General features: G+C 32.9%; 24 protein-coding genes and 1 pseudogene. 17 read left to right on the forward strand and 8 right to left on the reverse strand.

All coding sequences use genetic code 11. The features are described from left to right. Positions 1 to 215: pseudogene (locus tag B3I31_RS08945) on the forward strand (hypothetical protein); the annotation flags it as partial. A gap of 934 nt (positions 216 to 1,149) precedes the next feature. On the opposite strand, the gene B3I31_RS08950 reads toward B3I31_RS08945, so the two are convergent. Then, positions 1,150 to 1,476, reverse strand: coding sequence for a Spy/CpxP family protein refolding chaperone (locus B3I31_RS08950; RefSeq protein ID WP_038332782.1), 327 nt, complete (start codon positions 1,474 to 1,476; stop codon positions 1,150 to 1,152). Positions 1,477 to 1,713: 237 nt separating this feature from the next. Here B3I31_RS08950 and B3I31_RS08955 point away from each other — a divergent pair, with 237 nt between their 5' ends. Next, complete coding sequence (locus tag B3I31_RS08955; RefSeq protein WP_291060642.1) at positions 1,714 to 4,242, forward strand: outer membrane beta-barrel family protein; 2,529 nt, start codon at positions 1,714 to 1,716, stop codon at positions 4,240 to 4,242. A 74-nt stretch (positions 4,243 to 4,316) separates the two neighbouring features. Here the strand turns inward: B3I31_RS08955 and mscL are convergent, their stop codons facing one another. From mscL to B3I31_RS08980, 5 genes are all read right to left on the reverse strand, one after another. Beyond that, positions 4,317 to 4,700 (reverse strand): large conductance mechanosensitive channel protein MscL, encoded by a 384-nt coding sequence (gene mscL / locus B3I31_RS08960; RefSeq protein ID WP_291060640.1) that lies wholly within the window; start codon positions 4,698 to 4,700, stop codon positions 4,317 to 4,319. A 34-nt stretch (positions 4,701 to 4,734) separates the two neighbouring features. Then, positions 4,735 to 5,628 carry a prolipoprotein diacylglyceryl transferase gene (gene lgt / locus B3I31_RS08965; protein WP_219034371.1) on the reverse strand — a complete coding sequence of 298 codons (894 nt, stop codon included), beginning with the start codon at positions 5,626 to 5,628 and terminating at the stop codon, positions 4,735 to 4,737. Beyond that, a complete protein-coding gene (yidD, locus tag B3I31_RS08970) occupies positions 5,628 to 5,861 on the reverse strand; it encodes a membrane protein insertion efficiency factor YidD (RefSeq protein ID WP_125349653.1) in 234 nt (77 codons plus the stop codon). Before yidD ends, lgt begins: the two co-directional genes overlap by 1 nt. 98 nt (positions 5,862 to 5,959) lie before the next feature. Further along, positions 5,960 to 6,466, reverse strand: a complete 507-nt coding sequence (locus B3I31_RS08975; RefSeq protein ID WP_115001762.1) for a thioredoxin family protein — start codon at positions 6,464 to 6,466, stop codon at positions 5,960 to 5,962. A 58-nt stretch (positions 6,467 to 6,524) separates the two neighbouring features. Then, positions 6,525 to 6,929, reverse strand: a complete 405-nt coding sequence (locus B3I31_RS08980; RefSeq protein WP_115001760.1) for a hypothetical protein — start codon at positions 6,927 to 6,929, stop codon at positions 6,525 to 6,527. 113 nt (positions 6,930 to 7,042) lie between these two features. Between B3I31_RS08980 and B3I31_RS08985 the strand changes: the two genes are divergently transcribed. The 3 genes from B3I31_RS08985 to B3I31_RS08995 all read left to right on the forward strand — a co-directional run bounded on the left by B3I31_RS08985 (position 7,043) and on the right by B3I31_RS08995 (position 9,323). After that, positions 7,043 to 8,323, forward strand: a complete 1,281-nt coding sequence (locus B3I31_RS08985) for a replication-associated recombination protein A (RefSeq protein WP_221855377.1) — start codon at positions 7,043 to 7,045, stop codon at positions 8,321 to 8,323. A gap of 213 nt (positions 8,324 to 8,536) precedes the next feature. Continuing rightward, positions 8,537 to 8,959, forward strand: coding sequence for a type II 3-dehydroquinate dehydratase (locus B3I31_RS08990; protein WP_115001756.1), 423 nt, complete (start codon positions 8,537 to 8,539; stop codon positions 8,957 to 8,959). 40 nt (positions 8,960 to 8,999) lie between these two features. After that, on the forward strand, positions 9,000 to 9,323 hold the full coding sequence (locus B3I31_RS08995) for a hypothetical protein (protein ID WP_286494797.1): 324 nt from the start codon (positions 9,000 to 9,002) through the stop codon (positions 9,321 to 9,323). A gap of 34 nt (positions 9,324 to 9,357) precedes the next feature. Here the strand turns inward: B3I31_RS08995 and yihA are convergent, their stop codons facing one another. Both yihA and B3I31_RS09005 read right to left on the reverse strand, forming a co-directional pair. Beyond that, positions 9,358 to 9,990 (reverse strand): ribosome biogenesis GTP-binding protein YihA/YsxC, encoded by a 633-nt coding sequence (yihA, locus tag B3I31_RS09000; RefSeq protein ID WP_084106860.1) that lies wholly within the window; start codon positions 9,988 to 9,990, stop codon positions 9,358 to 9,360. Between the two features lie 2 nt (positions 9,991 to 9,992). Then, positions 9,993 to 10,775, reverse strand: a complete 783-nt coding sequence (locus B3I31_RS09005; RefSeq protein WP_038332809.1) for an alpha/beta fold hydrolase — start codon at positions 10,773 to 10,775, stop codon at positions 9,993 to 9,995. A 262-nt stretch (positions 10,776 to 11,037) separates the two neighbouring features. On the opposite strand from B3I31_RS09005, the gene mraZ reads away from it, so the two are divergent. From mraZ to ftsA, 12 genes are read left to right on the forward strand one after another with little or no spacing between them, the layout of a single operon-like run. Next, positions 11,038 to 11,499: a division/cell wall cluster transcriptional repressor MraZ gene (gene mraZ, locus B3I31_RS09010; RefSeq protein WP_038332815.1), complete on the forward strand. Its 462-nt coding sequence runs from the start codon at positions 11,038 to 11,040 to the stop codon at positions 11,497 to 11,499. Further along, complete coding sequence (gene rsmH / locus B3I31_RS09015) at positions 11,492 to 12,397, forward strand: 16S rRNA (cytosine(1402)-N(4))-methyltransferase RsmH (protein WP_125349647.1); 906 nt, start codon at positions 11,492 to 11,494, stop codon at positions 12,395 to 12,397. The genes mraZ and rsmH overlap by 8 nt, the downstream gene beginning before the upstream one ends. Positions 12,398 to 12,406: 9 nt before the next feature. Next, a complete protein-coding gene (locus B3I31_RS09020; protein WP_052217625.1) occupies positions 12,407 to 12,766 on the forward strand; it encodes an FtsL-like putative cell division protein in 360 nt (119 codons plus the stop codon). Then, positions 12,744 to 14,726, forward strand: coding sequence for a penicillin-binding protein (locus tag B3I31_RS09025; RefSeq protein ID WP_221855357.1), 1,983 nt, complete (start codon positions 12,744 to 12,746; stop codon positions 14,724 to 14,726). Before B3I31_RS09020 ends, B3I31_RS09025 begins: the two co-directional genes overlap by 23 nt. Beyond that, positions 14,723 to 16,186, forward strand: coding sequence for a UDP-N-acetylmuramoyl-L-alanyl-D-glutamate--2,6-diaminopimelate ligase (locus B3I31_RS09030; RefSeq protein ID WP_286494794.1), 1,464 nt, complete (start codon positions 14,723 to 14,725; stop codon positions 16,184 to 16,186). Before B3I31_RS09025 ends, B3I31_RS09030 begins: the two co-directional genes overlap by 4 nt. Before the next feature lie 3 nt (positions 16,187 to 16,189). Next, on the forward strand, positions 16,190 to 17,431 hold the full coding sequence (gene mraY, locus B3I31_RS09035) for a phospho-N-acetylmuramoyl-pentapeptide-transferase (protein ID WP_221855353.1): 1,242 nt from the start codon (positions 16,190 to 16,192) through the stop codon (positions 17,429 to 17,431). A 3-nt stretch (positions 17,432 to 17,434) separates the two neighbouring features. Further along, positions 17,435 to 18,769 (forward strand): UDP-N-acetylmuramoyl-L-alanine--D-glutamate ligase, encoded by a 1,335-nt coding sequence (gene murD / locus B3I31_RS09040; protein ID WP_286494791.1) that lies wholly within the window; start codon positions 17,435 to 17,437, stop codon positions 18,767 to 18,769. 15 nt (positions 18,770 to 18,784) lie between these two features. Next, entirely contained in the window at positions 18,785 to 19,984 is a 1,200-nt protein-coding gene (locus B3I31_RS09045; RefSeq protein ID WP_180905153.1) for an FtsW/RodA/SpoVE family cell cycle protein, read from the forward strand. Further along, on the forward strand, positions 19,956 to 21,062 hold the full coding sequence (murG, locus tag B3I31_RS09050; RefSeq protein WP_286494790.1) for an undecaprenyldiphospho-muramoylpentapeptide beta-N-acetylglucosaminyltransferase: 1,107 nt from the start codon (positions 19,956 to 19,958) through the stop codon (positions 21,060 to 21,062). The genes B3I31_RS09045 and murG overlap by 29 nt, the downstream gene beginning before the upstream one ends. Beyond that, positions 21,062 to 22,402, forward strand: a complete 1,341-nt coding sequence (murC, locus tag B3I31_RS09055; RefSeq protein WP_221855345.1) for a UDP-N-acetylmuramate--L-alanine ligase — start codon at positions 21,062 to 21,064, stop codon at positions 22,400 to 22,402. The genes murG and murC overlap by 1 nt, the downstream gene beginning before the upstream one ends. Before the next feature lies 1 nt (position 22,403). Further along, entirely contained in the window at positions 22,404 to 23,135 is a 732-nt protein-coding gene (locus tag B3I31_RS09060) for a cell division protein FtsQ/DivIB (RefSeq protein WP_236688178.1), read from the forward strand. Beyond that, on the forward strand, positions 23,122 to 24,573 hold the full coding sequence (ftsA, locus tag B3I31_RS09065) for a cell division protein FtsA (protein WP_291047152.1): 1,452 nt from the start codon (positions 23,122 to 23,124) through the stop codon (positions 24,571 to 24,573). The genes B3I31_RS09060 and ftsA overlap by 14 nt, the downstream gene beginning before the upstream one ends. Positions 24,574 to 24,615: the final 42 nt, after the last annotated feature.

The raw sequence follows: 24,615 nt of genomic DNA on the forward strand, positions 1-24,615 counted from the left end.
AACTTTCGTTAGGATATCCACATGTCTATAGTAAAATGTTAATTGATTTTTGTATCAAATATAAAGCAGGAACACTTATTTTATTGGATCAAGAAGAAAAAATCGAGCTAGCTAAAGAAGAAGAATTTGTACTGAGGAATTGGAGTTATTATGAACTGATGACTAAAATAAAATACAAAGCAGAGAAAGCAGGAATTGAGCTTATTATAGCATAAATTATAATTTTTGAGGGTGATTGTACACCCATAAGGTGAGGTTGATTACGAACACTCACTAAATGTAAACAACATATACTAAGAGTGTTTGAGTGTATACTTGAATAGATAAAGGCAACATAGTGGCAGTAGAATGTATATAAAAGATTTTTGTAGTTCAGGTGTTGTGATGCTAGTTTAGTTGTTTTTTATACAAAAAGTCATGGTTAAAATATTTTATACAAATGTTTTGATTTTTACTACAACAAATGATTAAACGGTGATGGTTTGCTGATTTAAGCAAAGCAACAGCGGATACTTTGTGGTTAAGGACTCGCGAAAATTACCGCGAAGCGGGAATCATTAATTAAAAAAACATTATAACTTATTATAGCATACATTAAAAACAAGAAACATTGATTTGATTTTTGTAGATTTGAGAAGCAAGCATCTCCTCTACTTCATTTATCAACCAAATAAATAGTACATACCATAAATATTCTGTAAAAGACTTAGCTGAGTTAGGAGGCTTTTCCTCTGTACGTCACTTTTCTGATGTTTTTTTTTCAAGTGACTTCGTTACGTCCTTATGAATATATAAAACAATTGAAATTCAATTTGAACAAAGACGATTAAAAAGAAAAGATGGAAAAATTATAATAGAAGTTTTAATAATCAAAACTCCCTTGTATAGTAAATTTAGGATTAAGATCAATTGGTGTATAACTATAACAGGATTTATTTAAAAACATGTATAGTTATTTTAGGACGGGTCATTAGGACGGGACAGTAGCAGGATACTCCCAACATCAAGGCAAGATGAAGGCAACATAGTGGCAGTAGAATGTATGTAAAAGGTTTTTGTAACTCAGGTGTTGTGACGATTGCCTAGTTGCTTTGTAAAAAAGATAAACGTATTAAGTTGTAATAATTGTATTAAATAAAAAAGGAGCTATTAATTAGCTCCTTTTTTATTTTGATGTTTTTTGGCGTGCAATTCCTTCAATGTTGCTTTTTGTTCTGGCGTAAAAACAGCATTGATTTCATTAAACTCCTTTTGACGAACTTCTTTCATTTTCTTTTTCAATTCAATTTTTTCGTCTTTGTAGCTGTCCTCAATTTGTTTGATTTTGATGACTTGCGCATCTGTCAAGTTCAAATCTTTTTTTAATTGTTGTAATTTCTGCTCTCTCGATCCTTCATTTCTGTCTTGCGCTGAAGCAGTTGTTAAAGTGAAAGCAATTAATCCTAATCCTACATATTTATAAAATGCTGTTCTCATAATTATCAACTTTTTTTGTTTTATTTATTCTTAAGACTTCAAAAAATTAAAAAGGTTTAAAACGATAAATGTTAAAATTTTTCGGTTATGATGAAATCTTTTAAAAGATGTAACATTTGTGATGAATAATCGACCAATATTTTTTTAAATTATTTTTGAAATCGATTAAACCTTTTCCAAAAAGGATTGTCAAACAAGTTGTAAAATTATAAAACTACAAAACGAAAAATTAAACAAATGAGGTTAAGAAGTTTATTTGCTTTGATTTTTATTTGTGTTTGTGCAGGATTGAATGCGCAAGAGCTTTTAAAAATTAAAGGGAAAGTCTTATCAAGTGAAAACAAACCTGTAGAATACACTACAATATCGCTTGAAAGCTCGGAAGATGGAGTTGTGGCAGAAGCGGCAACGGATGCAAAAGGAGAATTTACAGTAGAAGCAAAGGCTGGGCAATATGTTCTTGTGATTGAGCCATTGGGATACGATGTAATAGAAAAACAGATTAATTTAGAATCTGCATTAGATCTAGGTACTTTTACTGTAAAAACGACGCAAACAGTTTCGTTAGGAGCAGCAGTTGTAACAGCGGAAAAGCCAATTTATAAAGTAGAATTGGACAAAAAAGTGTATGATATGGCGAATGATCCAATGTCGCAAGGTCAAACATTGTCTGATGCTTTAGCAAATGTACCATCGGTTTCTGTTGATGCAGAAGGAAATGTTTCGTTGAGAGGAAATGATAATGTAAAATTCTTGATTGATGGAAAACCTTCGGGAATGTTGGGTGTTTCTGATGTAGCGGAAGCTTTAAAAAATATTCCAGCCGAAAATGTAGAACGTATTGAATTGGTAACAAACCCTTCTGCTCGTTACGAAGCTTCAGGTTCTGCGGGGATCATCAATATTGTATTGAAAAAAGGTTCTAATACAGGTTTTAATGGTTCTGTAACCTTGAATGGAGGAATTCCTAAAATGGTTGGAGGAAATGTAAACTTGAATTATAAAACAAAAAAATATAACATTTTTACAACTTTAGGTTCTCGTTATATGGATAGAGAAGGTGAAGGTTCTGCTTTTATGACAAGTTATAATGAAGGAACAGATGTTGTAAAACAATATAGATCTACAAACCGAGATAATAATAGAATTCGTAGAAATTACAACATTCGTTTGGGTGGAGAATATTATTTAGATGATAAAAATACAATAGGTTTATCTGCAGGTTATCGTTACAATAATGGAAATAACAATGCTTTAGTTGATTATAATTACTTTGATAATGCAATGACTTTCTTGAAGAATGAATATAATCTTCAGAAAGAGAAAGAAATCGAAAATAACTTTGATTTAGATTTTAATTATAAACACGAGTTTGATAAAAAAGGTCATGAATTTGCATTCACAGGACGTTTTTCGTCTCAAAAAGAAGACGAAGATGGTTTTGTTAATGGTTTGACAAAAGTATTAGACAAAACTACAGGTAACTATGTAGATGAAATTACAAATCGTATTACTGATAATTTAGAAGATCAGAAAAATGTAGTGTTGACAGCAGATTATGTTCGTCCGATTGGTGAAAAAGGAAAATTTGAATTAGGTGCTCGTGCAGATTTTAGTGATACGAAAACTAATAACAAAACATTCTTTTTAACTGACGCTGGAGATTATGAAGAAGATAGTAGATTCTTTGCAAATGTAGATAATCAACAAAATGTATTTGCGGCTTATGCACAATATGGAAATGCGATTGGAGAAAAATTTCAATACTTCGCAGGTTTACGTTTAGAGAGTTCTGATATGAAAATCAAAAACTACACAAGCGGAGAAAATATTTCAAAAAAATATACAGATTTATTCCCAACATTAACGTTGAATTATAAGTTTACTGAGAAAAACGAATTACAATTAAGTTATTCTCGTCGTGTTCGTCGTCCAATGGGATTCATGTTAATGCCTTTCTTTTCTGCAACAGATGATAGAAATGTAAGAAATGGTAATCCAGATCTTAATCCTACTTATACAAATTCATACGAGTTAGCTTATATCACAACTGTAGGAAAGTTGATGGTAACGCCAAGTTTATTTTACCAAAGAACAACTGATATGATTAATCAGTTTCAACGTAAAAATTATAACGATAACGGAGATGAAGTATTTATTACAAAACCAATCAACATTGGTGATGAAGATCGTTATGGTTTAGATTTAACAGCGACTTACAAACCAGCTAAATGGTGGAGTTTGATGTTCAATGTAAATTTATTTGGATACAATAGAACAGGTTTCTACGAAGAAACAAACGTTGTAAAAGATCCTGTAACAGGAGTAGAAAGTACAAAAGTAGATACGCAAGATTTCTCTGGAGACGGATTTAGTTCTCGTGGACGTTTGTCTTCTAACTTTATATTACCTGCAGATTTCAAAATTCAGGTTGCTGGAAATTATATGGGAAGCATGAAAACCGCTCAACAAAAAATTGAAGATAATTTGTCAATGGATTTCTCTTTATCAAAAGATTTGTTCAAGAAACAAGCTACATTATCTTTAAATATTCGTGACGTGTTCAACTCAAGAAAAAGAGAGTCTACTACTTATGGAGCAGATTACACTAATTACGAAAGTATGCGTTGGATGAAACGTTCAATTAACTTATCGTTTACATATCGTTTTAAGAAAACAAACGAAAGAGAAAAGAATAAAGAACAACGCCCAGATGGAGAAGAAATGGGAGGTGGAGAAGAAATGCAAATGCAAGCAGCTTCTTAAGAGTTTGAAAATAATCGATAAAAAAATGGATCGCAATTGCGATCCATTTTTTTATCATTTTGAATGAAAACGAATTATTTGTTTTTTAACAAATCACGAATTTCAGCCAATAATTCTTCTTGTGTTGGTCCAGCAGGAGCAGCTTCTTCAGCAGGAGCTTCTTTTTTCAATTTGTTAATTCCTTTAATCATTACGAATAAAGCAAATGCAACAACTATAAAAGAAATAGCAGCAGCTAAAAAGCTACCATATTTAATGGCTGTTCCTGGAATTACTAATGCAGCTAAATTTTCAGCGTCAATAGCTTTCAAGGCTGGATTTAAAATGGCTGGCGTAATGATATCTTCAACTAAAGAAGTAACAATTTTACCAAAGGCACCACCGATAACTACACCGACAGCTAAATCTACTACGTTACCTTTTACTGCAAACTCTTTAAATTCTTTAAAAAATCCCATAAGTCTATAATTTATTTCTAAGTTTATAATAATTCTAAGGTTGATTGATATCTAATCTATTTTTAGAAGAGATAAATAAGTATAAACCGATTAACATAAAAGGAATACTTAAGATTTGACCATTGTTTAATCCTATATTCAACATTTGAGCAACTGCTTCTTCTCCTTGATTTTCTTTATAGAACTCAACAACAAATCGTATTAAAAATAATAAAAATAAGAATATGCCTAACAAAGCTCCCAAATATTTTGTCTTATCTGTTTTGTTGTACATATAAAGCATAATAATTCCTAAGATAACATATCCAATCGCTTCATAAATTTGAGCTGGATGACGAGGAATTACTTCTCCATATCCCAAACTTTGTTGATGAAATTTTACTGCCCAAGGTAATTCTGATGCTTTTCCTACAATTTCTGAGTTGTAAAAATTTCCAATTCGAACCGCAGCTCCACCAAAAGGAACAACAACAGCAATACGGTCTAACAACCACAATACATTACGATGCAAATATTTTCTACTAAATAAATAGGAAGTTAAAATTACACCTAATGCAGCTCCGTGACTTGCAAGTCCACTAAATCCTACAAATTCGTAATCTTGTAATAATCCAAAGAAAGCACTTTGTCCTGGTGAGTGTTGTACAGGTAAGAAAACTTCGATTGGTCGTTCAATAAACGCAGCAGGATCATAAAAAATATATTCTCCGAGTCTTGCACCTACAATTGCTCCAATAAATGTGTAAAGGAATAAAGGGTCAAGTAATTCTTTTTTCTGATTTTCTTTCTTGAAAATATTTGACATCAAATACCAGCCTACTACAAAGGCAACTATCCAACATAAACTGTAAATATGTACTTTGAATCCTGCTATTTCAAATAAATAAGGTTTTGGATTCCAATCGATAAACGAAATTAAGTTAATCATTAATTTTTCTTTTTAGGTACAGGGTCGTATCCATGTCCTCCCCAAGGATGACAGCGACCAATTCTTTTTGTTCCGAGCCACAAACCTTTTAGCAAACCATGTTCTTTTAGCGCCTCTATCATATAAGAAGAGCAAGTTGGTTGATATCTACAATTGCTTCCCATCCAAGGAGAAATCGCTAATTGATAAAATCTTACCAACAGAATAAATGGTGTAACCAAAATTTTGTTCATCTCACAAAGTTAATCAATAACCGAAATAAAAAAGAATCAATCTAAAAAGTTTATGCTTTTGCTGATTGATTCTCTATACGATACGTGCTTAACGCATATTATTTTTTAGTATAACTCGCTGGATCTAATGCTTTGTAAGACCAGTTTTGTAAAAACTCTAACACAACTTTCGGATCATGTCCTTTCACTTCTTTGCTTTCAAGATAAGCTGAGTTTTGTGTGTGAATTAAATTTCCTTTCTCATCTAAAATTACAAAAACAGGAAATCCAAAACGCTCTGGATGTTTCAATGCAGCTAATGTTTCTTCGTTTTTATTTTTTTGAGAATAATTTACATGAACCACTTCATAATTATTCGCAATATAATCTTTTACTTCTTGATTTTCTTTTATCAATTTATCAAACATCACACACCAAGCGCACCAATTACCACCAATTTGCAATAAAACGTGTTTCTTTTCTGCAGAAGCTTTTTGTACCGCATTCGCAATATCTACTTTCGGATTTGCTTCTTCGCTATAAATTTTTGGTTTTTCAGTTTGTTGACCAAATGCAAAACTTAATGATAAAATCATTAAGCTAAAAAACATAGTTAATTTTTTCATTTCAAATTCTAAATATTAAGTCGAATTTACAATAAAAAATTATGCCGAAAACGTTTTTCTACGAATTAATAATCGTGTAGTATAAATTTAGTTTTTCTTGAACAGAATTTATTTCATTATTTTTTTCGTTTTGATTAAATTGATTAATCATATTGATTGAGAATTTTGATTCAAATTCTAAACGGTCCAATTCTATTTCATAAAAATTAATTTGATGATGAATTTGTGTGAAATAATAATTCACCAATTCAACATACATCAATCTAAGTTCTTGATTTACTCTGATAAATTCTACAAATTCTTGCAATTCGACCAAAAACTCAATCATTTGTTTATTGATTTCTGATTGTTTATCTTTTAGTTCAATCTTTTTCAAATAATCAGTTGATAAAGCAATTTTATCACCCAAAAGTTGGTGCTTTCTTGTTAAAATTAAAGCACATTCTAACGCTTTCTTCATCATTTTAATTTTTATTCTAACACAAAGAAAATAAATCTAAATGCCAAAATATGTCGCCCAAAAAATCATTCATTTTGACAAAACATTCCCTAACTTTGAAATCTAAACAAGATTTTATGAATGCGCCTTTAGCTGAAAGAATGCGTCCAAAAACGCTTGAAGAATACATTAATCAAAAGCATTTGGTGGGCGAAAACGGACCAATAAAAATGATGTTGCAACATGATATGATTGCTTCGATGATTTTTTGGGGACCGCCAGGGACAGGAAAAACGACACTAGCTCAATTGATTTCCGAATTAACTGATCGACCATTTTATACGTTGAGCGCCATAAATTCTGGTGTGAAAGAAGTGCGTGAAGTAATTGAAAAAGCAAAGAATCAAAATTTGTTTTCGGGAACGAAAAATCCGATTTTATTTATAGATGAAATTCATCGTTTCAATAAATCACAGCAAGACAGTTTGTTGGGAGCGGTAGAAACTGGTTTGGTGACTTTGATTGGAGCGACAACCGAAAATCCAAGTTTCGAAGTTGTGCCAGCTTTGCTTTCACGTGCGCAAGTTTATGTGTTGAAACATCTCGAAAAAGAAGATTTAGTCGATTTGATTGAACGAGCTACAAAAAAAGATACAGTTTTATCTAAATTAAATATTGAATTAGTTGAAACAAATGCATTATTAAGATATTCGGGAGGTGATGCAAGAAAATTATTGAATGGTTTGGAGTTGGTAATTAATAGTTTTTCTCCAACTGATAAAATCATCATCAACGATGAAATTGTGCATGAACGTATTCAGCAAAATTTAGCGCGTTATGATAAAACGGGTGAACAACATTATGATATTATTTCAGCTTTTATCAAATCGATTCGTGGTTCAGATCCAAATGGAGCGGTTTATTGGTTAGCTCGAATGATTGAAGGTGGTGAAGATTTGAAATTTATTGCGCGAAGAATGTTGATTTCAGCTTCCGAAGATGTGGGAAATGCAAATCCAACAGCGATGATTTTGGCGAATAATACATTTCAAGCTGTTTCGGTGATTGGTTATCCAGAATCTCGTATTTTATTGAGTCAATGTGCGGTTTATTTAGCAAATTCTCCAAAAAGTAATGCAACTTATTTAGCGATTGGTAAAGCGCAACAAGTTGTGAAACAAACAGGGGATTTACCTGTTCCGTTGCATTTACGAAATGCACCAACTAAGTTGATGAAAGATTTGGATTATGGAAAAGAATATAAATATTCGCACGATTTTCCAGGAAATTTTGCTGAACAAGAATTTTTACCAAATGAAATTTCGGGGACGACTTTTTATGAGCCAGGAAATAATAAGCGAGAACAAGTGGATAAACAATCGCTGAATCAAAAGTGGAAAGGTAAGTATGGATACTAAAAATAAAAATCTCAGTTAATCAAGTTTAACTGAGATTTTAAGGTTTGGTTGATTTTTTTGGTTTAGATTGGTTTTATATGATAATAGGTTGGTGATTGTATATATACAAGGTTTGTGCCAAAACTTAATAAAAAGTAAAAAATTGATTAAAAAAAAGAAAAAATTAAAGTTTTTCGATTTAAAAAAGGAATTTATATTTATAAAATAAAGAAAATGAAACAAATACAAATTATAAACGGACCTAATTTAAATTTACTTGGCGTTCGCGAACCAGAGATTTATGGAACACAAACTTTCGAAGATTTTTTTGAACATGAATTGAGAAAGCAATTTCCAGAAGTTTCGTTGCATTATTTTCAATCAAATCACGAAGGAGATATTATTGATAAATTGCACGAAATTGGTTTTAAATATGACGGAATTATCTTGAATGCTGGTGCGTATACGCATTATTCGTATGCGATTGCAGATGCGATAAAAGCGATTACGACTAAAGTGATAGAAGTTCATATTTCGGATATTTATGCGCGCGAAGATTTCAGAAAAAATAGTGTAACAGGTGAAAGTTGTCTAAAAATTATTTCAGGAAAAGGTTTACCAGGTTATGTTGAAGCTGTGAATAATTTTGTGAAATAATTAATAATCATTATCTTAACAAGATTAAAATCTATTACCTATGGATAAAATTATTTTAGGATTAATCTTTGGATTAACCATTATTAGCTGTAATTTGAAAGCTGATAAAAACAATACAGAGCAAAAAGCTCAGGCAATGACGGCTTGTGAACAAGCGGCAATAACACCAGGGATATCTGCGGCTAAAAAAGAGCTGATTACAAAATATTGTGACTGTTCGACAGATAAAATGATGGATGAATTTACATATACAGAAATGATGCAAATGAATAATCCAACACCTGAATTACAAGAACGATTAATGAAATTAATAGAACCTTGTATCAATGATTTGAAAACAAAATCTGCTGAATTAGGAGAGTAATAAACAAAAAAGTCGGAACTATGTTCCGACTTTTTTAATATTCTTTTTTGTATTGTTCTTTCTTAAACTCGTCTACAAGATGTTCGTTCAAACTATCAATGTAGCCTAAGATTTCTAATTTACCAATTTTACTCGAAGCCGAACTTGTAAATATTTTTGGTAATTCTTCCCAAGTTTTTAATAACTCGTTTTTGTAGTGATTCAAGTTTTTTTGCATTTGTGTACTCGTTAGTTTGTCTAATTTTGTAAACACAATCGCAAACGGAATTTGTTTGTTTCCTAACCATTCCATAAACTGTAAATCTATTTTTTGAGGCGTGTGTCGAGAATCAATCAATAAAAAAACATTGACCAAGTTTTTACGAAACTCAATGTAATCATAAATCATTTTATTGAAACCACCACGAACACCTTTTGGTGCTTTAGCAAAACCATAACCTGGTAAATCGGCTAAATACCAAGTATCGTCCATTTCGAATGTATTAATCAATTGAGTTTTACCTGGAGTTGCAGAAGTTTTAGCTAATGCTTTTTTATCTGCTAACATATTGATTAATGATGATTTTCCAACATTAGAACGCCCAATAAATGCGTATTCTGGTTTGAAAGGATCTGGACAATCTGTATATTTTTGCGAACTTTTTACGAATTCAGCTTTTTTAATCATAATTATGCTTTAGTGGCTGGATCTAATTGTTTTTCGATTAGCCATTTGTATAAAATTTCGTTGAATAATTCAGGGTGTTCCATCATTGGAGCGTGCCCACATTTATCAATCCAAAATAAAGAAGCGTCTGGTAATTCTTCTTCAAATTCTATTGCAACTTCTGGTGGAGTTACATTATCTTGTTTTCCCCAAATCAAACAAACAGGCATTTTGATGTCTTTTAAATCATCTTTCATGTTAGATTTGATCGCGTCTCTTGCGATATATAAAGTTTTGATAGCTTTATTTCTGTCATTTACAGTGTCAAAAACATCATCTACAATTTCTTTTGTCGCGATAGCAGGATCGTAAAAAACTTCGCGCGTTTTACGTTCTACATATTCGTAATTACCACGTTTTGGATAAGTTTCTCCAAAAGATTTTTCGTACAAACCAGAACTTCCTGTTAAACAAAGTGCTTTTACATATTCTGGATGTCTGTGACAAACCATCAAACCAATATGTCCTCCTAAAGAATTTCCAACTAAAATAGCTGGTTCTTTAACGACTTCTTCAATAAAATTTGCAACATGTTTTGCAATATTTTTGATATTAGTATTGATGACAGATAAAGAATATAATGGCAATTCTGGTGCGAAAACCTTATATCCTCTTTGTGCATAATAATTTGTAAGTGAGCTGAAATTGCTAAGTTCACCCATTAATCCATGAAGCAAAACAATTGGTTGTCCTTCTCCTTCTTCTATGTAAGAGAACTTATCTTTTTTCTTTAAGCTAAAAAACATTTACTCGATATTAAGTCGACAAATTTAATTAATTATATTTTTTTTTTCGTGGTTTATATGAAAAACTTTAACAATCCATATTAATCACTTATCAAAACAAGGTCTATATAAACATTATTTCTCATTTTATACATGGGGTTAGCGTTAGAAAAAACATAACTATCTGATACTAAATTTTAAATTGTTGATAACTATTTCAATAAAAGTGGTAAAAAATGGTAATTTGTGGTAATATTTTATTTATTTTTGGAAAAATTCTATCATGAATTCATTAATTGGAACATATGAGTGTAAGGTAGATACAAAGGGTAGGCTCCCAATACCAGCGGGTTTGAAGAAACAACTTGCTGAATGTTTGGAAGATGGCTTTGTGTTGAAAAGATCTGTGTTTCAAAATTGTTTAGAACTGCACCCTATGAAAGAATGGGAAAAAGTGATGAATGATTTGAATAAATTGAATCGATTTGTGAAGAAAAACAATGATTTTATTAGAATTTTTACGGCTGGATTAAAAATTGTCGAAGTTGATGCGAATGGAAGGCTACAGATTTCAAAAGATTTAGTGAAATTTGCAGAAATTAATAAAGAAGTAGTTCTTAATTCTTCTGTAAACATGATCGAGATTTGGGATAAAGACAAATATGAAGAGTCGATTAATGTAGATGATTTAGATTTTGCTTCTTTGGCAGAAGATGTAATGGGAAATTTAGGAGAAGATGAGTGAATATCATAATCCAGTATTATTAAAAGATAGTGTTGATGCGTTAATTATTAACGAATCAGGTATATATGTAGATTGTACGTTCGGGGGTGGAGGTCACTCACGTGAAATATTAAGTCGTTTGGATCAAAATGGAAAATTATTTTCATTTGATCAAGATGTGGATGCGGTTCGCAATAAAATTGATGATAATCGATTTGAGTTAGTTGAGCAAAATTTTAGATTCTTGAAAAATAATTTAAGATTTCGTGGAATAAAACAAGTGGATGGTGTTTTGGGTGATTTGGGAGTTTCTTCTCATCAGTTTGATACGCCAGAACGTGGTTTTTCAACTCGCTTTGATGGAGAATTGGATATGCGAATGAATCAGAATGCAAAACTTTCTGCCAAAACAATTATTAATGAATACGAAGAAGAAGATCTTGCTCGTGTTTTTTATGATTTTGGAGAATTGCAAGGTTCGTATCGTTTGGCGAGAGAAGTTGTGAAAGCAAGAGCAGATAAACAAATTAATACAATTGATGAGTTGAAGCAAATTTTTTCATTCATTCCAAAAATGAAAGAAAATAAATTTTTCGCTCAAATGTTTCAGGCATTACGAATCGAAGCAAATGATGAAATGGCTGCATTGAAAGAGATGTTAACGCAATGTGGAGAAGTGATAAAACCAGGTGGTCGTTTGGTGATTATTTCGTATCATTCGTTAGAAGATCGTTTAACAAAACGCTACATGAAAAACGGAATGTTTGAAGGTGAACCTGAACGTGATGTTTTTGGAAATTGGTCGGCACCTTTCAAACCTTTACAATCAAAGGTGATTGTGCCAACGCAAGAAGAAATTAATGAAAATCCAAGAGCGCGTAGTGCGAAAATGCGTATTGCGGTTCGTAATGAGGATTAAGAAATAGGAATGGCAAAAAAGAAAAAAATATTACCAGAGAAAAAAACTTTTACAGGTTTGTTGAGAGGTGAGTTTTTAATCAAAACTGGCTCAGAACAAAACTGGAAGTTCATGTTGTATCTGGTAGGTTTGGCTTTTTTGAGTATTTCGAGTTCGCATTTAGTTGATCGTAAAGTGGTTCGAATCGCTGAATTACAAGATAAAGTAGAAGATTTAAAATCTCAATATACAGATAAGCATCGCGATTTGATGCGTATGCAATTAGAAACGGAAATTTTGGAGCGTACAGCAGTGTATGGTTTGAAAATTCCAGATAAACAACCTTATTATATAGTAGACAAAGTTTATGACGAAGTCAGCGAAAAATAAAAACAATATTGTCATCAAAGGATGGGTATTTGCCGGCGCGCTAGCGATTTGGGCCATCTTTATTATTGTTTTTATGTTTCGAATTAATATTGTAGAAGGGGTTGAATTAGAGCGTTTTGCTGAAAAGAATAATTTTAGATTAGATACCGTTACGGCGGAGCGTGGTAATTTATATGCTTCTAATGGCGCATTAATGGCTACAACTGTTACAAAACACAATGTTTATGTGGATTTGACGGTGATCAAAGATGAATTATTTAAAACAGAAATGCACAATCTTGCCGATTCTTTAGGTAAGATGTTTACAAAATCACCTTCTTATTTTTACGACAAATTTTCGACAGAACGTAAAAAGAAGAATCGCTACATGATGTTAGTAAAAGATTTGGATTATGAGCAATATCAACGCATCAAAAAATTTCCAATCTTCAACAAAGGTCAAAACAAAGGTGGATTTATTCATGAAACTGAGTCAAAACGAGAATTAATTGTTCAAGACATTGGTGTTCGTACAATTGGTTACGATGATCAACGCGGAAAAGTTGGGTTAGAAGGAGCTTATTCTGACTTATTAAGCGGTATTGAAGGTCGTCGTTGGGAGCAATTTATGGGACGTGGAAAATGGAAACCAATGAAAAGTTGGGAGCAAGAGCCCCAAGCGGGTTCATCAGTTTACACAACAATAGATGCCGATTTACAAATGGTTGCTTACGATGCTTTGTACAAACAACTTTCTGAATTTGAGGCGCAACACGGAAGTGTAGTCGTGATGGAAGTTCAGACAGGGAAAGTTCGTGCAATTGTGAATTTATCTCGTAAAAAAGATGGAACATATATAGACGATTATAATTATGCGGTTGGTGAAGCTGCAGAACCAGGATCTACTTTCAAAACAGTTTCGTTGCTTGCAGCAATGGATGATGGTTTTATTAATAAAAACTCGACAGTAGAAACGGGAGGTGGAAGTTATAAATTCTATGGTCGTACGATTACAGATACACACGGATACGGAACATTGACTGTAGATGGCGTGATGAAAAAATCGTCTAACATTGGTACAGCTAAAATTATAAATAAATATTACGGAGAAAATCCAAAAGCTTTCTTCAAAAAAATGGATAAATGGCATATGACTTCGCCTCTTGGAGTTGATATTCTTGGAGAAGGAAGTCCAATTATGCACCGTCCAGATAGTAAATCTTGGAGTAATATTACGTTACCTGTAATGGGTTATGGATATGGTTTACAGTTAACTCCAATTCAAATTGTGACTTTCTACAACGCAGTGGCAAATAATGGTAAAATGTTGAAACCATTATTTATGGATAAAATCACACGTAAAGGTGAACCTGATAAAATTTTCGAACCAGTTGTTTTGGTTGATCAATTAACTTCTTTGGAAAATGTAAAACAAATGCAAGAAATGCTTCGAGGAGCAGTAGAACAAGGAACGGGACGTATTATTAGTAATAGTAATTACGATATTGCTGGTAAAACAGGTACTGCTCGTGTTGATTATTGGAAGCGAGACGGTAAAGGAATGCAATATCGTGCATCATTCGCAGGATATTTTCCAGCAGAAAAACCAAAGTATTCTTGTATTGTTGTTGTGCACAAGCCAAATACAGCCAAAGGGTTTTATGGAGGTAGTGTAACTGCTCCGGTTTTTAAGAAAATTGCCGATTGGGTATATTCAAAAACTCCCATACCTTTGCCACGCGATTTAGTAAAAAAGAACGCGGTGAAAGAGTTTAAAAAAGGAGATGATATTAATGTTAGTAATTCTAAAAATATAGTGCCAAATGTGACTGGTCATACAGGATCTAAAGCAATTCCGGTATTAGAAAATTTAGGGTTAGATGTACAATATTCAGGGTTTGGAAAAGTAACAAATCAATCCATTCCTGCGGGAACAAGATTTAAGAAGGGTGAGACAATTTATTTAATGTTGGAAGGATGAGAAATTTAGTTGATGTATTATATAAAGTTTCCATCTCAGAAACGATTGGTTCAACAAAAGTTGAAGTCAATAATATTCAATTTGATTCAAGAAAAGTATCAAACGATGATGTTTTTGTTGCTGTAAATGGAGTTACAGTTGACGGTCATCAGTATATAGAAAAAGCGATTGGTTTAGGTGCTAAAGCAATTGTTTGCGAAGTTTTGCCAGAAAATTTAGTTGATGGAATAACGTATGTGAAAGTTGAAAATTCAACGATTGCATTAGGAATTTTAGCTTCTAACTTTTATGGAAATCCAACAAAAGATTTAAAACTTGTTGGAGTTACAGGTACGAATGGAAAAACAACAACGACAACTTTGTTGTACGAATTGTTTACAAAATTAGGTTATGCTTGTGCATTAATTTCGACGATTAAAATTGTGATTGATGGTGAAGTGATTCCGTCTACCCATACAACGCCAGATATTTTGACATTGAACAAAATGTTTCGCGAAGCGGTAGATAGAGGATGCGAATTTGCTTTTATGGAAGTTTCTTCGCACGGAATTCATCAAAATAGAATTGCTGGTTTGCATTTTGAAGTGGCTGGATTTACGAATATCACACACGATCATTTAGATTATCACAAAACGTTTGCAAATTATCTTGCAGCAAAAAAGAAATTCTTCGACGATTTGCCAAAAACGTCTACGGCAATTTCGAATGCAGATGATAAAAACGGAAAAGTAATGCTTCAGAATACAGTTGCTACGAAAAAATTGTATGCGCTAAAAACTGATGCAGATTTTAAAGGAAAAATTATTGAACACCAATTTGATGGAATGCAATTAGAATTCAATGGAAAAGAATTCTGGACATCATTAATTGGTCAATTCAATGCATATAATTTATTATTAGTTTTTGGTGTAGCGTCAATTTTAGGACAAGATGAATTAGAAGTTCTAAAAGCGTTGAGCACACTTGGAAATGTTGATGGTCGTTTTCAAACATTCAAAACAGAATCAGGAATTATCGTAATCGTAGATTATGCACATACGCCTGATGCGTTAGAAAATGTATTGGATACAATAGAAGGAATTCGTACCAAAAATGAAAAATTAATAACAGTTGTAGGTTGCGGTGGAGATCGTGATAAAACAAAACGTCCTGAAATGGCGGATATCGCGAGCGAAAAATCTAATCTTGCCATTTTTACATCAGATAATCCAAGAACAGAAGATCCAGAAGAAATTCTTCGTGAGATGGAAGTTGGTGTAAAAGCACAATTTTATAATCGCACCTTGAAGATTACAGATCGAAAAGAAGCTATAAAAACAGCACTTAAAATGGCCGAACCAAAAGATATTATTTTAATAGCGGGAAAAGGTCACGAGACGTATCAAGAAATTAACGGAGTAAGAACACATTTTTCTGATGTAGAAGTTGCATCAGAATTGAGTAAAATATTGAACAAATAAAGAATGTTATACTATTTATTTGATTATTTAGAAGGTATCCATTTTCCAGGAGCGCGTATGTTTCAATACACGTCTTTCCGCGCGGGAATGGCAATTTTATTGGCAATGTTCATCAGTTTGTTTTACGGAAAACGAATCATCAGTTATTTACGTAAAGAACAAATGGGCGAAATTGTTCGTGATTTAGGTTTAAAAGGACAAATCGAAAAAGCAGGAACGCCAACAATGGGTGGTTTAATCATCATTTTGGCGACATTAATTCCGACTTTACTTTTTGCGAGATTAGATAATATTTACATTATTATTTTGTTGGTTTCAACAATTTGGTTAGGTGTGATTGGTTTTTTAGACGATTACATCAAAGTTTTTAGAAAAAACAAAGAAGGTTTACAAGGTAAATTTAAAATTTTAGGACAAGTTGGTCTTGGAGTTGTAGTTGGATTAATGCTTTATTTCAGTCCAACAGTTACTGTAAAACATCAAGAAAATAGAGTAAAAACGCCTGTAGGAACAGAACAAACAGAATACAGCCGACAAATAAAATTTGGTTCAGAAGAAAAAACGTTAGAAACAACAATGCCTTTCGTGAAAGGAAATGAATTTAACTATTCTGATATTTTATTTTGGATGGATGCGCAAGATCGACCAACATGGGCGGTTGCAGCGATTTTTATTTTTGCAGTAATTTTTATCATTACAGCAGTTTCGAATGGAGCAAATTTAACAGATGGAATCGACGGTTTAGCAGCAGGTAGTTCGGCTGTGATTATGGCGGCAATCTCGATGTTTGTTTTCGTTTCCGGAAATTTAATGTTCGCCGATTATTTGAACATTATGTTTATTCCGCGTTCAGAAGAAGTCTTGATTTTCTGTGGAGCTTTCCTTGGAGGTTTGATAGGATTTATTTGGTATAATACCTATCCAGCTCAAGTGTTCATGGGAGATACAGGAAGTTTAACAATCGGAGGAATTATTGCTGTTTTAGCAATTATCGTTCGTAAAGAATTATTATTACCAATTTTGTGTGGAATATTTTTCGCAGAAAGTTTATCAGTAATGTTACAGGTGTCTTATTTCAAGTACACGAAAAAGAAATTTGGTGAAGGTCGTAGAATCTTTTTGATGTCTCCTCTACATCACCATTTTCAGAAGTTAGGTTATCACGAAAGTAAAATCGTGGTGCGTGCAATTATCATCGGAATCATTTTAGCGGTAATTAGTATTATTACCTTAAAGATTAGATAAAAAATGAAAAGATTTGTCGTTTTAGGAGGAGGAGAAAGTGGCGTAGGAACAGCTATTCTAGCGAAGAAAGAAAACTTTGATGTTTTTCTTTCGGACATGGGACAAATAAAAGACAAGTATAAACAACTTTTGGAGGAGCACGGAATTGCTTATGAAGAAGGTCAGCACACAGAAGAATTAATTCTGAATGCCGATGAAGTAATGAAAAGTCCAGGTATTCCAAAAAAATCAGCGCTAATTCAGAAATTAGAAGCGAAAGGAATTTCAATTATTTCTGAAATTGAATTTGCGTCTCGTTATACAGATGCAAAAATTATTGCGATTACAGGATCTAATGGAAAAACAACAACAACAAGTTTGATGTTCCATATCCTAAAGCAAGCTGGATTAAATGTAGGATTAGGTGGCAACATCGGAAAAAGTTTTGCAAAATCTGTAGCTGAAGATAACTTCGATTATTATGTACTAGAAGTAAGTAGTTTTCAGTTAGATGATATCAAAATAGATTTCAAACCGTATGTTGCAATTTTACTGAACATTACACCAGATCATTTAGACCAATACAATTATCAGTTTGATTTGTATGCAAAGGCTAAATTCAGAATTACTGAAAACCAAGATGAAAACGATTATTTTATCTACAATTTGGATGATCCAAAAACAATGGAGATGATTGATAAGATTGATATTCGAGCTCATCGCAAACCGTTCACAATGATGGATGCAACAAATGAAGCATACGCAAACAATGAATTGTTCCGTGTGAACGATTCGAATGGTGATTTTACAATGTTAGTGAATGATTTAGGATTAATTGGTAAACACAATGTTTCTAATTCATTGGCTGCGGCTGTAGCTGCAAAAATTATTGATATCAATAATGAGGAACTAAAAAAGAGTTTGTCTGATTTTAAATCGGTTGAACATCGTTTAGAGCCTGTTTTGACAATTGGAGGAATAGATTTTATCAACGATTCTAAAGCAACAAATGTGAATGCAACATATTTTGCTTTGGAAAGTATGACGAAACCAGTTGTTTGGATTGTTGGAGGAACTGATAAAGGAAACGATTACAACGAAGTTTTACCTTTCGTGAAAAAGAAAGTGAAAGCAATTGTTTGTTTAGGTGTTGATAACGCAAAAATTGTTGATTTTTTCAGTCCATATATCGATACAATTGTTGAAACAAATACAATGAAAGATTGTGTAGAACAATCATATAAATTAGCAACAAAAGGAGAAACGGTTCTTCTGTCACCAGCTTGTGCAAGTTTCGATTTGTTCAAAGGTTACGAAGATCGTGGAGATCAATTTAAAGAAAACGTACGCAAATTATAATAACATAACCAACCAATGTCTAACATCGTACAAAAATATTTTAAAGGCGATAAACCGCTTTGGGCTTTCATTTTATTGTTAGCACTATTTTCGTTCTTACCTGTTTATTCTGCAAGTTCTAACTTGGTGTATACGGTAGGATCGGGAACTATTTTTGGGCATTTAGGTAAGCACGCTGTGATTTTATTAATTGGTTTATTTATCATTTATGGATTACAACGTATTGATTATCGTTGGTTTGGTTTGTTTGCTTTAACAGCGGTTGTTATACTTTCTGGAGTTTTGGCAATAACACTCGTACAAGGACAAACCATTGGAGGTGCAAATGCTGCGCGTTGGTTAACTATTCCAGGGACTGGAATTGGTATTCAGCCTTCGATGATTGCTTCGCAAGCGTTGTTGATTTATATAGCTCGTTATTTAACAAAAAATAGAGACAAAGAATATACATGGAAAAATACAGCAGTTCCATTATTCTTACCAATTATTGTAATTGTAGGATTAATCTTTCCTTCTAATGGTTCAACAGCGTTGATGTTAGCTGGAATGTGCGGAATATTGTTGATTATTGGTGGATTTCCATTCAAATATTTATTTACAATTGCCGGAGTAGGTTTAATACTCGGTGGCGGATTCGTGTGGATGGCTTTATCTCGACCAGATTTAGTAACAAATTCTCGTGTGCACACATGGATGTCACGTATCGAGAAATTTAATGACGATTCTGGATTAGAAAGTTATCAAGTTTTACACGCAAAAGCTGCAATTGCGAGAGGATTGAATGAAATGGCTGGACCAGGAAAAAGTGTTTTCAAACAAACTTTACCGCAGTCATCATCCGATTTTATCTTCGCGATTATTGTAGAAGAATATGGTGCAATTGGTGCAATTCTATTAATCGGAATTTTCCTTCTGATTTTAATACGGATTTGTATCATCGCATCTAAAATTCATACCGTTTTTGGTACGCTACTTGTATTTGCAGTGGGCTTACCAATTATTATACAAGCGATGGTAAACATGGCGGTAGCGGTTAATTTAATTCCTGTAACAGGGCAACCATTGCCAATGATTAGTTACGGAGGAACATCCATTTGGATGACATGTATTTCGTTCGGAATAATTTTGAGTGTAAGTACTCAGATTAAATCGCAAGAAGAATTAGAACAAGATAGAAAAGTATTAAGTGAAGAATACATCGAAGACATCGCCTAAAGTTTTAATAAGCGGCGGAGGAACAGGTGGACATATTTATCCAGCCATTGCAATTGCAGACGAAATAAAACGTCGTTTGCCAGATGCACAAATTTTGTTCGTTGGAGCAGAAGGAAGAATGGAAATGGAAAAAGTGCCAAAAGTTGGGTATGACATAAAAGGTTTACCAATTTCTGGATTTGATAGAAGTAACATGAAAGCGAATTTAAAGTTCCCTTTCAAATTGATAAAAAGTTTAAATCTTGCAAAGAAAATCTACAAAGATTTTCAGCCAGATTTAGCTGTTGGTACAGGAGGTTATGCAAGTGGACCAATGTTGTGGGTAGCGGGAAGTAAAAATGTTCCGATTTTATTACAAGAACAGAATTCGTTTCCAGGAGTTACCAACAAAATTTTGAAAAATAAAGCTAGTGCTATTTGTACAGCTTACGAAGGAATTTCTCAGTTTCCGCAAGAAAAAGTGCATTACACAGGAAATCCTATTCGTGCCGAAATTTTTCAAAATTTACCTTCAAAAGCAGAAGCAATTTCAGCTTTTGGATTAGATCCAGAAAAACCAACTATTTTATCAGTTGGTGGTTCACAAGGATCAAGAGCAATGAACAATGCTTGGTTAGAAAACCTTGACGAATTTGTTGCAAGTGGCGTTCAATTGATTTGGCAAACAGGAAAGTTAGATTATCAAAAAATCAAAAATTTGGTTGGCGATAAATATCCAACGATTCATGTAACCGAATTTATTTTCAACATGAAAGATGCTTATGCAGCTTCGGATATGATTGTTTCTCGTGCAGGAGCAATGGCGATTTCGGAATTGTGTATTGTAGGAAAAGCAACTATTTTGCTTCCATTGCCAACAGCGGCAGAAGATCATCAAACCAAAAATGCACAAGCATTGGTTGAAAAGGATGCAGCGATCATGGTGAAAGATGCAGATGCAAAACAAATTTTAGTCAAAGAAGTAATTGCTTTGGCGAATAATGAAGAATTAAAAAATAAATTATCTCAAAACATTAAGCAATTAGGGAAACCGTACGCAACAAAAAAGATTGTAGATATATTATTGAATTTATTATAATGAATATTTTAGATAAAACATATTATTATTTCATCGGTGCAGGAGGAATCGGAATGAGTGCTTTGGAACGTTTCTTCAAGTCAATCGGAAAAGAAGTTGTAGGTTATGACAAAACACAAACCGAGTTAACAACTGAATTGATTGCTGAAGGAATTGATATTCATTTTGAAGATAACATCGAGTTAATTCCAGCAGGAATTAATCCAAAAAATACGTTGGTAATTTATACGCCAGCAGTACCAAAAGATCATTCAGAACTAAATTATTTTTTAGTGAATGATTTTAAAGTCATGAAACGTTCAGAAGTGTTAGGTGAAATTACCAAACATACATACAATATTGGTGTTGCGGGAACACATGGAAAAACAACGACTTCATCTATTTTAGGACATATCCTAAAAGTTGCGAATGTAGAATGTACAGCTTTTTTAGGTGGTATTGCAGAAAATTACGATTCGAATATCATCTTAAATGGATCTAAATATACAGTTGCAGAAGCCGATGAGTTTGACCGTTCTTTCTTACGTCTTTCTCCAAAATTAGCGATTATCACAAGTGATGATGCAGATCATTTGGATATTTATGGTGAGCGTGATGAAGTGAAAAAATCGTTTCAAGAATTTGCGGCAATTGTGGAAGAAAAATTATTTGTTCACAAAGGTTTGCCTTTCGAAGGAGCTTTTACGTATGGAGTAGATTTGGACGCAGATTATGATGGACACAATGTAAGAATTATTGATGGACATTATGTGTTTGATGTAAAAACGCCAAACGGTTCATTGACAGACGTTGGAATTTTATTACCAGGCCATCACAATATGGAAAATGCGGTTGCGGCTTTGGCTGTTGCAGATTATATGGGTGTTCCTCATGATAAAATTAAAGAAGCTTTATCAACTTTTGTTGGAGTTAAAAGACGTTTTAATCGTTTCGAAGCAAATGGAAAAATTTACATCGACGATTATGCACATCATCCAACAGAATTGAATGCAGCAATTCGTTCAGTTCGTGAACTTTATCCGGGTAAAAAAGTGTTGGGAGTATTTCAGCCTCACTTATTTACACGTACAAGAGATTTCGCAGAAGAGTTTGGACAAAGTTTATCGCAGTTAGATAGTTTGATTTTATTAGACATTTATCCTGCCAGAGAGTTACCAATCGAAGGAATTACTTCAAATTGGTTGCTAGAAAAGGTGAATTTAAATGAAAAAATAGTATCTTCATTAGAAGATAGTTTAGCAAACATCAAAAAACAAGATTTTGATGTATTATTGACTGTTGGAGCAGGAAATATTGATACAATTGTTAAACCAATAAAAGAGTGGTTAAGTGAAGCGTAAATTGAAAATCATAAAAGTGATTTTTGGAGTTGCCTTGCTAATCGGTTTGATTAGTTTTACGGTAATTAAGAATGCTTCGCGTACTGTGAAAAAAATTGACGTGGCGTTTGTTCAGCCAGTTGATAATTATTTTATTAATGATGAATCGATAAGAGAAATTATCAACAAAGATGGAAAAGACATTCTGAAACAATCTCTACGAGAGGTGAATGTAAAAGAAATCGAACAAAAAGTAAGTGAGAGTCCTTTTGTGGATTCTGTACAAGTCAGTAAAGATATCAACGGACATTTACGACTTGACATAAAAGCAAACTCAGCAGTAGCAAGAATAAAGACGCTGAAAAATGAATTTTATTTGACAACAAAAGGCGGAAAAATGCCTTTATCTAAATTAAATTCAGCGGATGTAATTTTAGTTTCTGGTGATGTAAAACCGAATGAATATGAAGATTTGAGTAAATTTGTTCAAGCTTTGAAAGCTGACGATTTATTAAAAAATCACATCATAGCCATTCAAAAAGTGGGACAACGTTCTTTTAATTTAATTGTAAACACAGGAAACTATTATATAGAATTAGGAACTTTAAACAACTTTGAACAGAAGTTACATAATCTAAAATTATTCTATAATCAATACATTGATTTTATAGGAACTGAAGATTATGAAAAATTGAGCTTGAAATTTGTAAACCAAGTTGTAGCAACCAAACGAATAAAAAATGGAGAACAATAGTAAGATTGCAGTTGGCTTAGACATAGGGACTACAAAGATTGTAGCGCTTGTCGGACGAAAAAATGAGAACGGAAAAATCGAAATTCTTGGACACGGACAAGCAAAAAGCTTAGGTGTACACAGAGGTGTTGTAAATAATATTACACAAACCATTAACTCGATAAAAGAGGCAATTGATAAGGCTGAAAGATCATCTGGTGTCAAAATTACTGATGTTACTGTTGGTATTGCCGGACAACATATTCGTAGTTTACAACATAGCGATTACATTACTCGTACCAATTCAGAAGACGTGATTGATGATAATGATTTAAAGTTATTAACAAATCAAGTTTACAAATTGGTCATGTTACCTGGAGAAGAAATTATCCATGTTCTTCCTCAAGAATTTAAGGTTGATAACGAAGGTGAAATCCGCGAACCAATCGGTATGTACGGAAGCCGTTTAGAGGCTAATTTCCATGTGGTTGTAGGACAAGTTTCATCCATCCGAAATATTGCACGTTGTGTAAAAGCTGCTGGTTTACGTTTGGCAAGTATTACTTTAGAACCAATTGCATCATCTAGTGCTGCGCTTAGCGAAGAAGAGAAAGAAGCTGGTGTTGCATTGATTGATATAGGTGGTGGAACAACGGATATTGCAATTTTTAAGGATAATATTATTCGTCACACATCTGTTATTCCGTTTGGAGGAAATGTGATTACAGAAGACATTAAAGTTGGATGTTCTATTATTGGAAAGCAAGCCGAAGCTTTAAAAGAAAAATTTGGTTCTGCTTGGCCAGGAGAAAATAAAGAAACTGAAATTGTATCGATTCCTGGTTTAAAAGGACGCGAAGCAAAAGAAATATCATTAAAAAGATTGTCACAAATTATTCATGCACGTGTGCAGGAAATTTTGGAACAAGTATATTTGGAATTGAAAAACTACGGTTGCGAAGATCAAAACAAAAAATTGATTGCAGGAATCGTTTTAACAGGTGGTGGATCTAAATTGAAACACATTCGTCAACTTACAGAATATGTAACAGGAATGGATGTAAGAATTGGATACTCTAACGAACATATTGTTGGTGCAAAAGCTGAGGAAATTAGCGGACCAGAATATGCAACATCTGTTGGATTATTAATGAAAGGTTTAGAAGAATTAGCGGCGAATTATCAGCACGAAATTTATGAAAAACCAGTTATTAATAATTTAAATAACCAAGAAGAATTAGAAATTGGAATTCAACCAACACAACAAACTAAGACTGTGAAAGCTGAAATTGTTGTTGAGGAAGAAATTATCCAAAAACCAAAAAGAGAAGAAGTAGTAGACGAATTCTTGGATCAAGAAATTGGTGAAAAGAAAGAAGCTAAATCTAAACCAGAAAAGAAAAATTTCTTTTCGAAATGGACGGATAAATTTATCCAAATGATCAACGAAACTGAATAATAAGAATAAACTAGAATAAATTACGAATCAATTTAATAAGAA

Origin of the sequence: Empedobacter sp. UBA3475 (genome assembly GCF_002378465.1) — a bacterium.
In the GTDB taxonomy this organism is placed as follows: Bacteria; Bacteroidota; Bacteroidia; order Flavobacteriales; family Weeksellaceae; genus Empedobacter; species Empedobacter falsenii_B.

Coding starts and splice junctions, on each gene's coding strand:
- B3I31_RS08950 (WP_038332782.1), bottom strand. CDS start 1,476: ATGAGAACAGCATTTTATAAATATGTAGGATTAGGATTAATTGCTTTC.
- B3I31_RS08955 (WP_291060642.1), top strand. CDS start 1,714: ATGAGGTTAAGAAGTTTATTTGCTTTGATTTTTATTTGTGTTTGTGCA.
- mscL (WP_291060640.1), bottom strand. CDS start 4,700: ATGGGATTTTTTAAAGAATTTAAAGAGTTTGCAGTAAAAGGTAACGTA.
- lgt (WP_219034371.1), bottom strand. CDS start 5,628: ATGATTAACTTAATTTCGTTTATCGATTGGAATCCAAAACCTTATTTA.
- yidD (WP_125349653.1), bottom strand. CDS start 5,861: ATGAACAAAATTTTGGTTACACCATTTATTCTGTTGGTAAGATTTTAT.
- B3I31_RS08975 (WP_115001762.1), bottom strand. CDS start 6,466: ATGAAAAAATTAACTATGTTTTTTAGCTTAATGATTTTATCATTAAGT.
- B3I31_RS08980 (WP_115001760.1), bottom strand. CDS start 6,929: ATGATGAAGAAAGCGTTAGAATGTGCTTTAATTTTAACAAGAAAGCAC.
- B3I31_RS08985 (WP_221855377.1), top strand. CDS start 7,043: ATGAATGCGCCTTTAGCTGAAAGAATGCGTCCAAAAACGCTTGAAGAA.
- B3I31_RS08990 (WP_115001756.1), top strand. CDS start 8,537: ATGAAACAAATACAAATTATAAACGGACCTAATTTAAATTTACTTGGC.
- B3I31_RS08995 (WP_286494797.1), top strand. CDS start 9,000: ATGGATAAAATTATTTTAGGATTAATCTTTGGATTAACCATTATTAGC.
- yihA (WP_084106860.1), bottom strand. CDS start 9,990: ATGATTAAAAAAGCTGAATTCGTAAAAAGTTCGCAAAAATATACAGAT.
- B3I31_RS09005 (WP_038332809.1), bottom strand. CDS start 10,775: ATGTTTTTTAGCTTAAAGAAAAAAGATAAGTTCTCTTACATAGAAGAA.
- mraZ (WP_038332815.1), top strand. CDS start 11,038: ATGAATTCATTAATTGGAACATATGAGTGTAAGGTAGATACAAAGGGT.
- rsmH (WP_125349647.1), top strand. CDS start 11,492: ATGAGTGAATATCATAATCCAGTATTATTAAAAGATAGTGTTGATGCG.
- B3I31_RS09020 (WP_052217625.1), top strand. CDS start 12,407: ATGGCAAAAAAGAAAAAAATATTACCAGAGAAAAAAACTTTTACAGGT.
- B3I31_RS09025 (WP_221855357.1), top strand. CDS start 12,744: ATGACGAAGTCAGCGAAAAATAAAAACAATATTGTCATCAAAGGATGG.
- B3I31_RS09030 (WP_286494794.1), top strand. CDS start 14,723: ATGAGAAATTTAGTTGATGTATTATATAAAGTTTCCATCTCAGAAACG.
- mraY (WP_221855353.1), top strand. CDS start 16,190: ATGTTATACTATTTATTTGATTATTTAGAAGGTATCCATTTTCCAGGA.
- murD (WP_286494791.1), top strand. CDS start 17,435: ATGAAAAGATTTGTCGTTTTAGGAGGAGGAGAAAGTGGCGTAGGAACA.
- B3I31_RS09045 (WP_180905153.1), top strand. CDS start 18,785: ATGTCTAACATCGTACAAAAATATTTTAAAGGCGATAAACCGCTTTGG.
- murC (WP_221855345.1), top strand. CDS start 21,062: ATGAATATTTTAGATAAAACATATTATTATTTCATCGGTGCAGGAGGA.
- ftsA (WP_291047152.1), top strand. CDS start 23,122: ATGGAGAACAATAGTAAGATTGCAGTTGGCTTAGACATAGGGACTACA.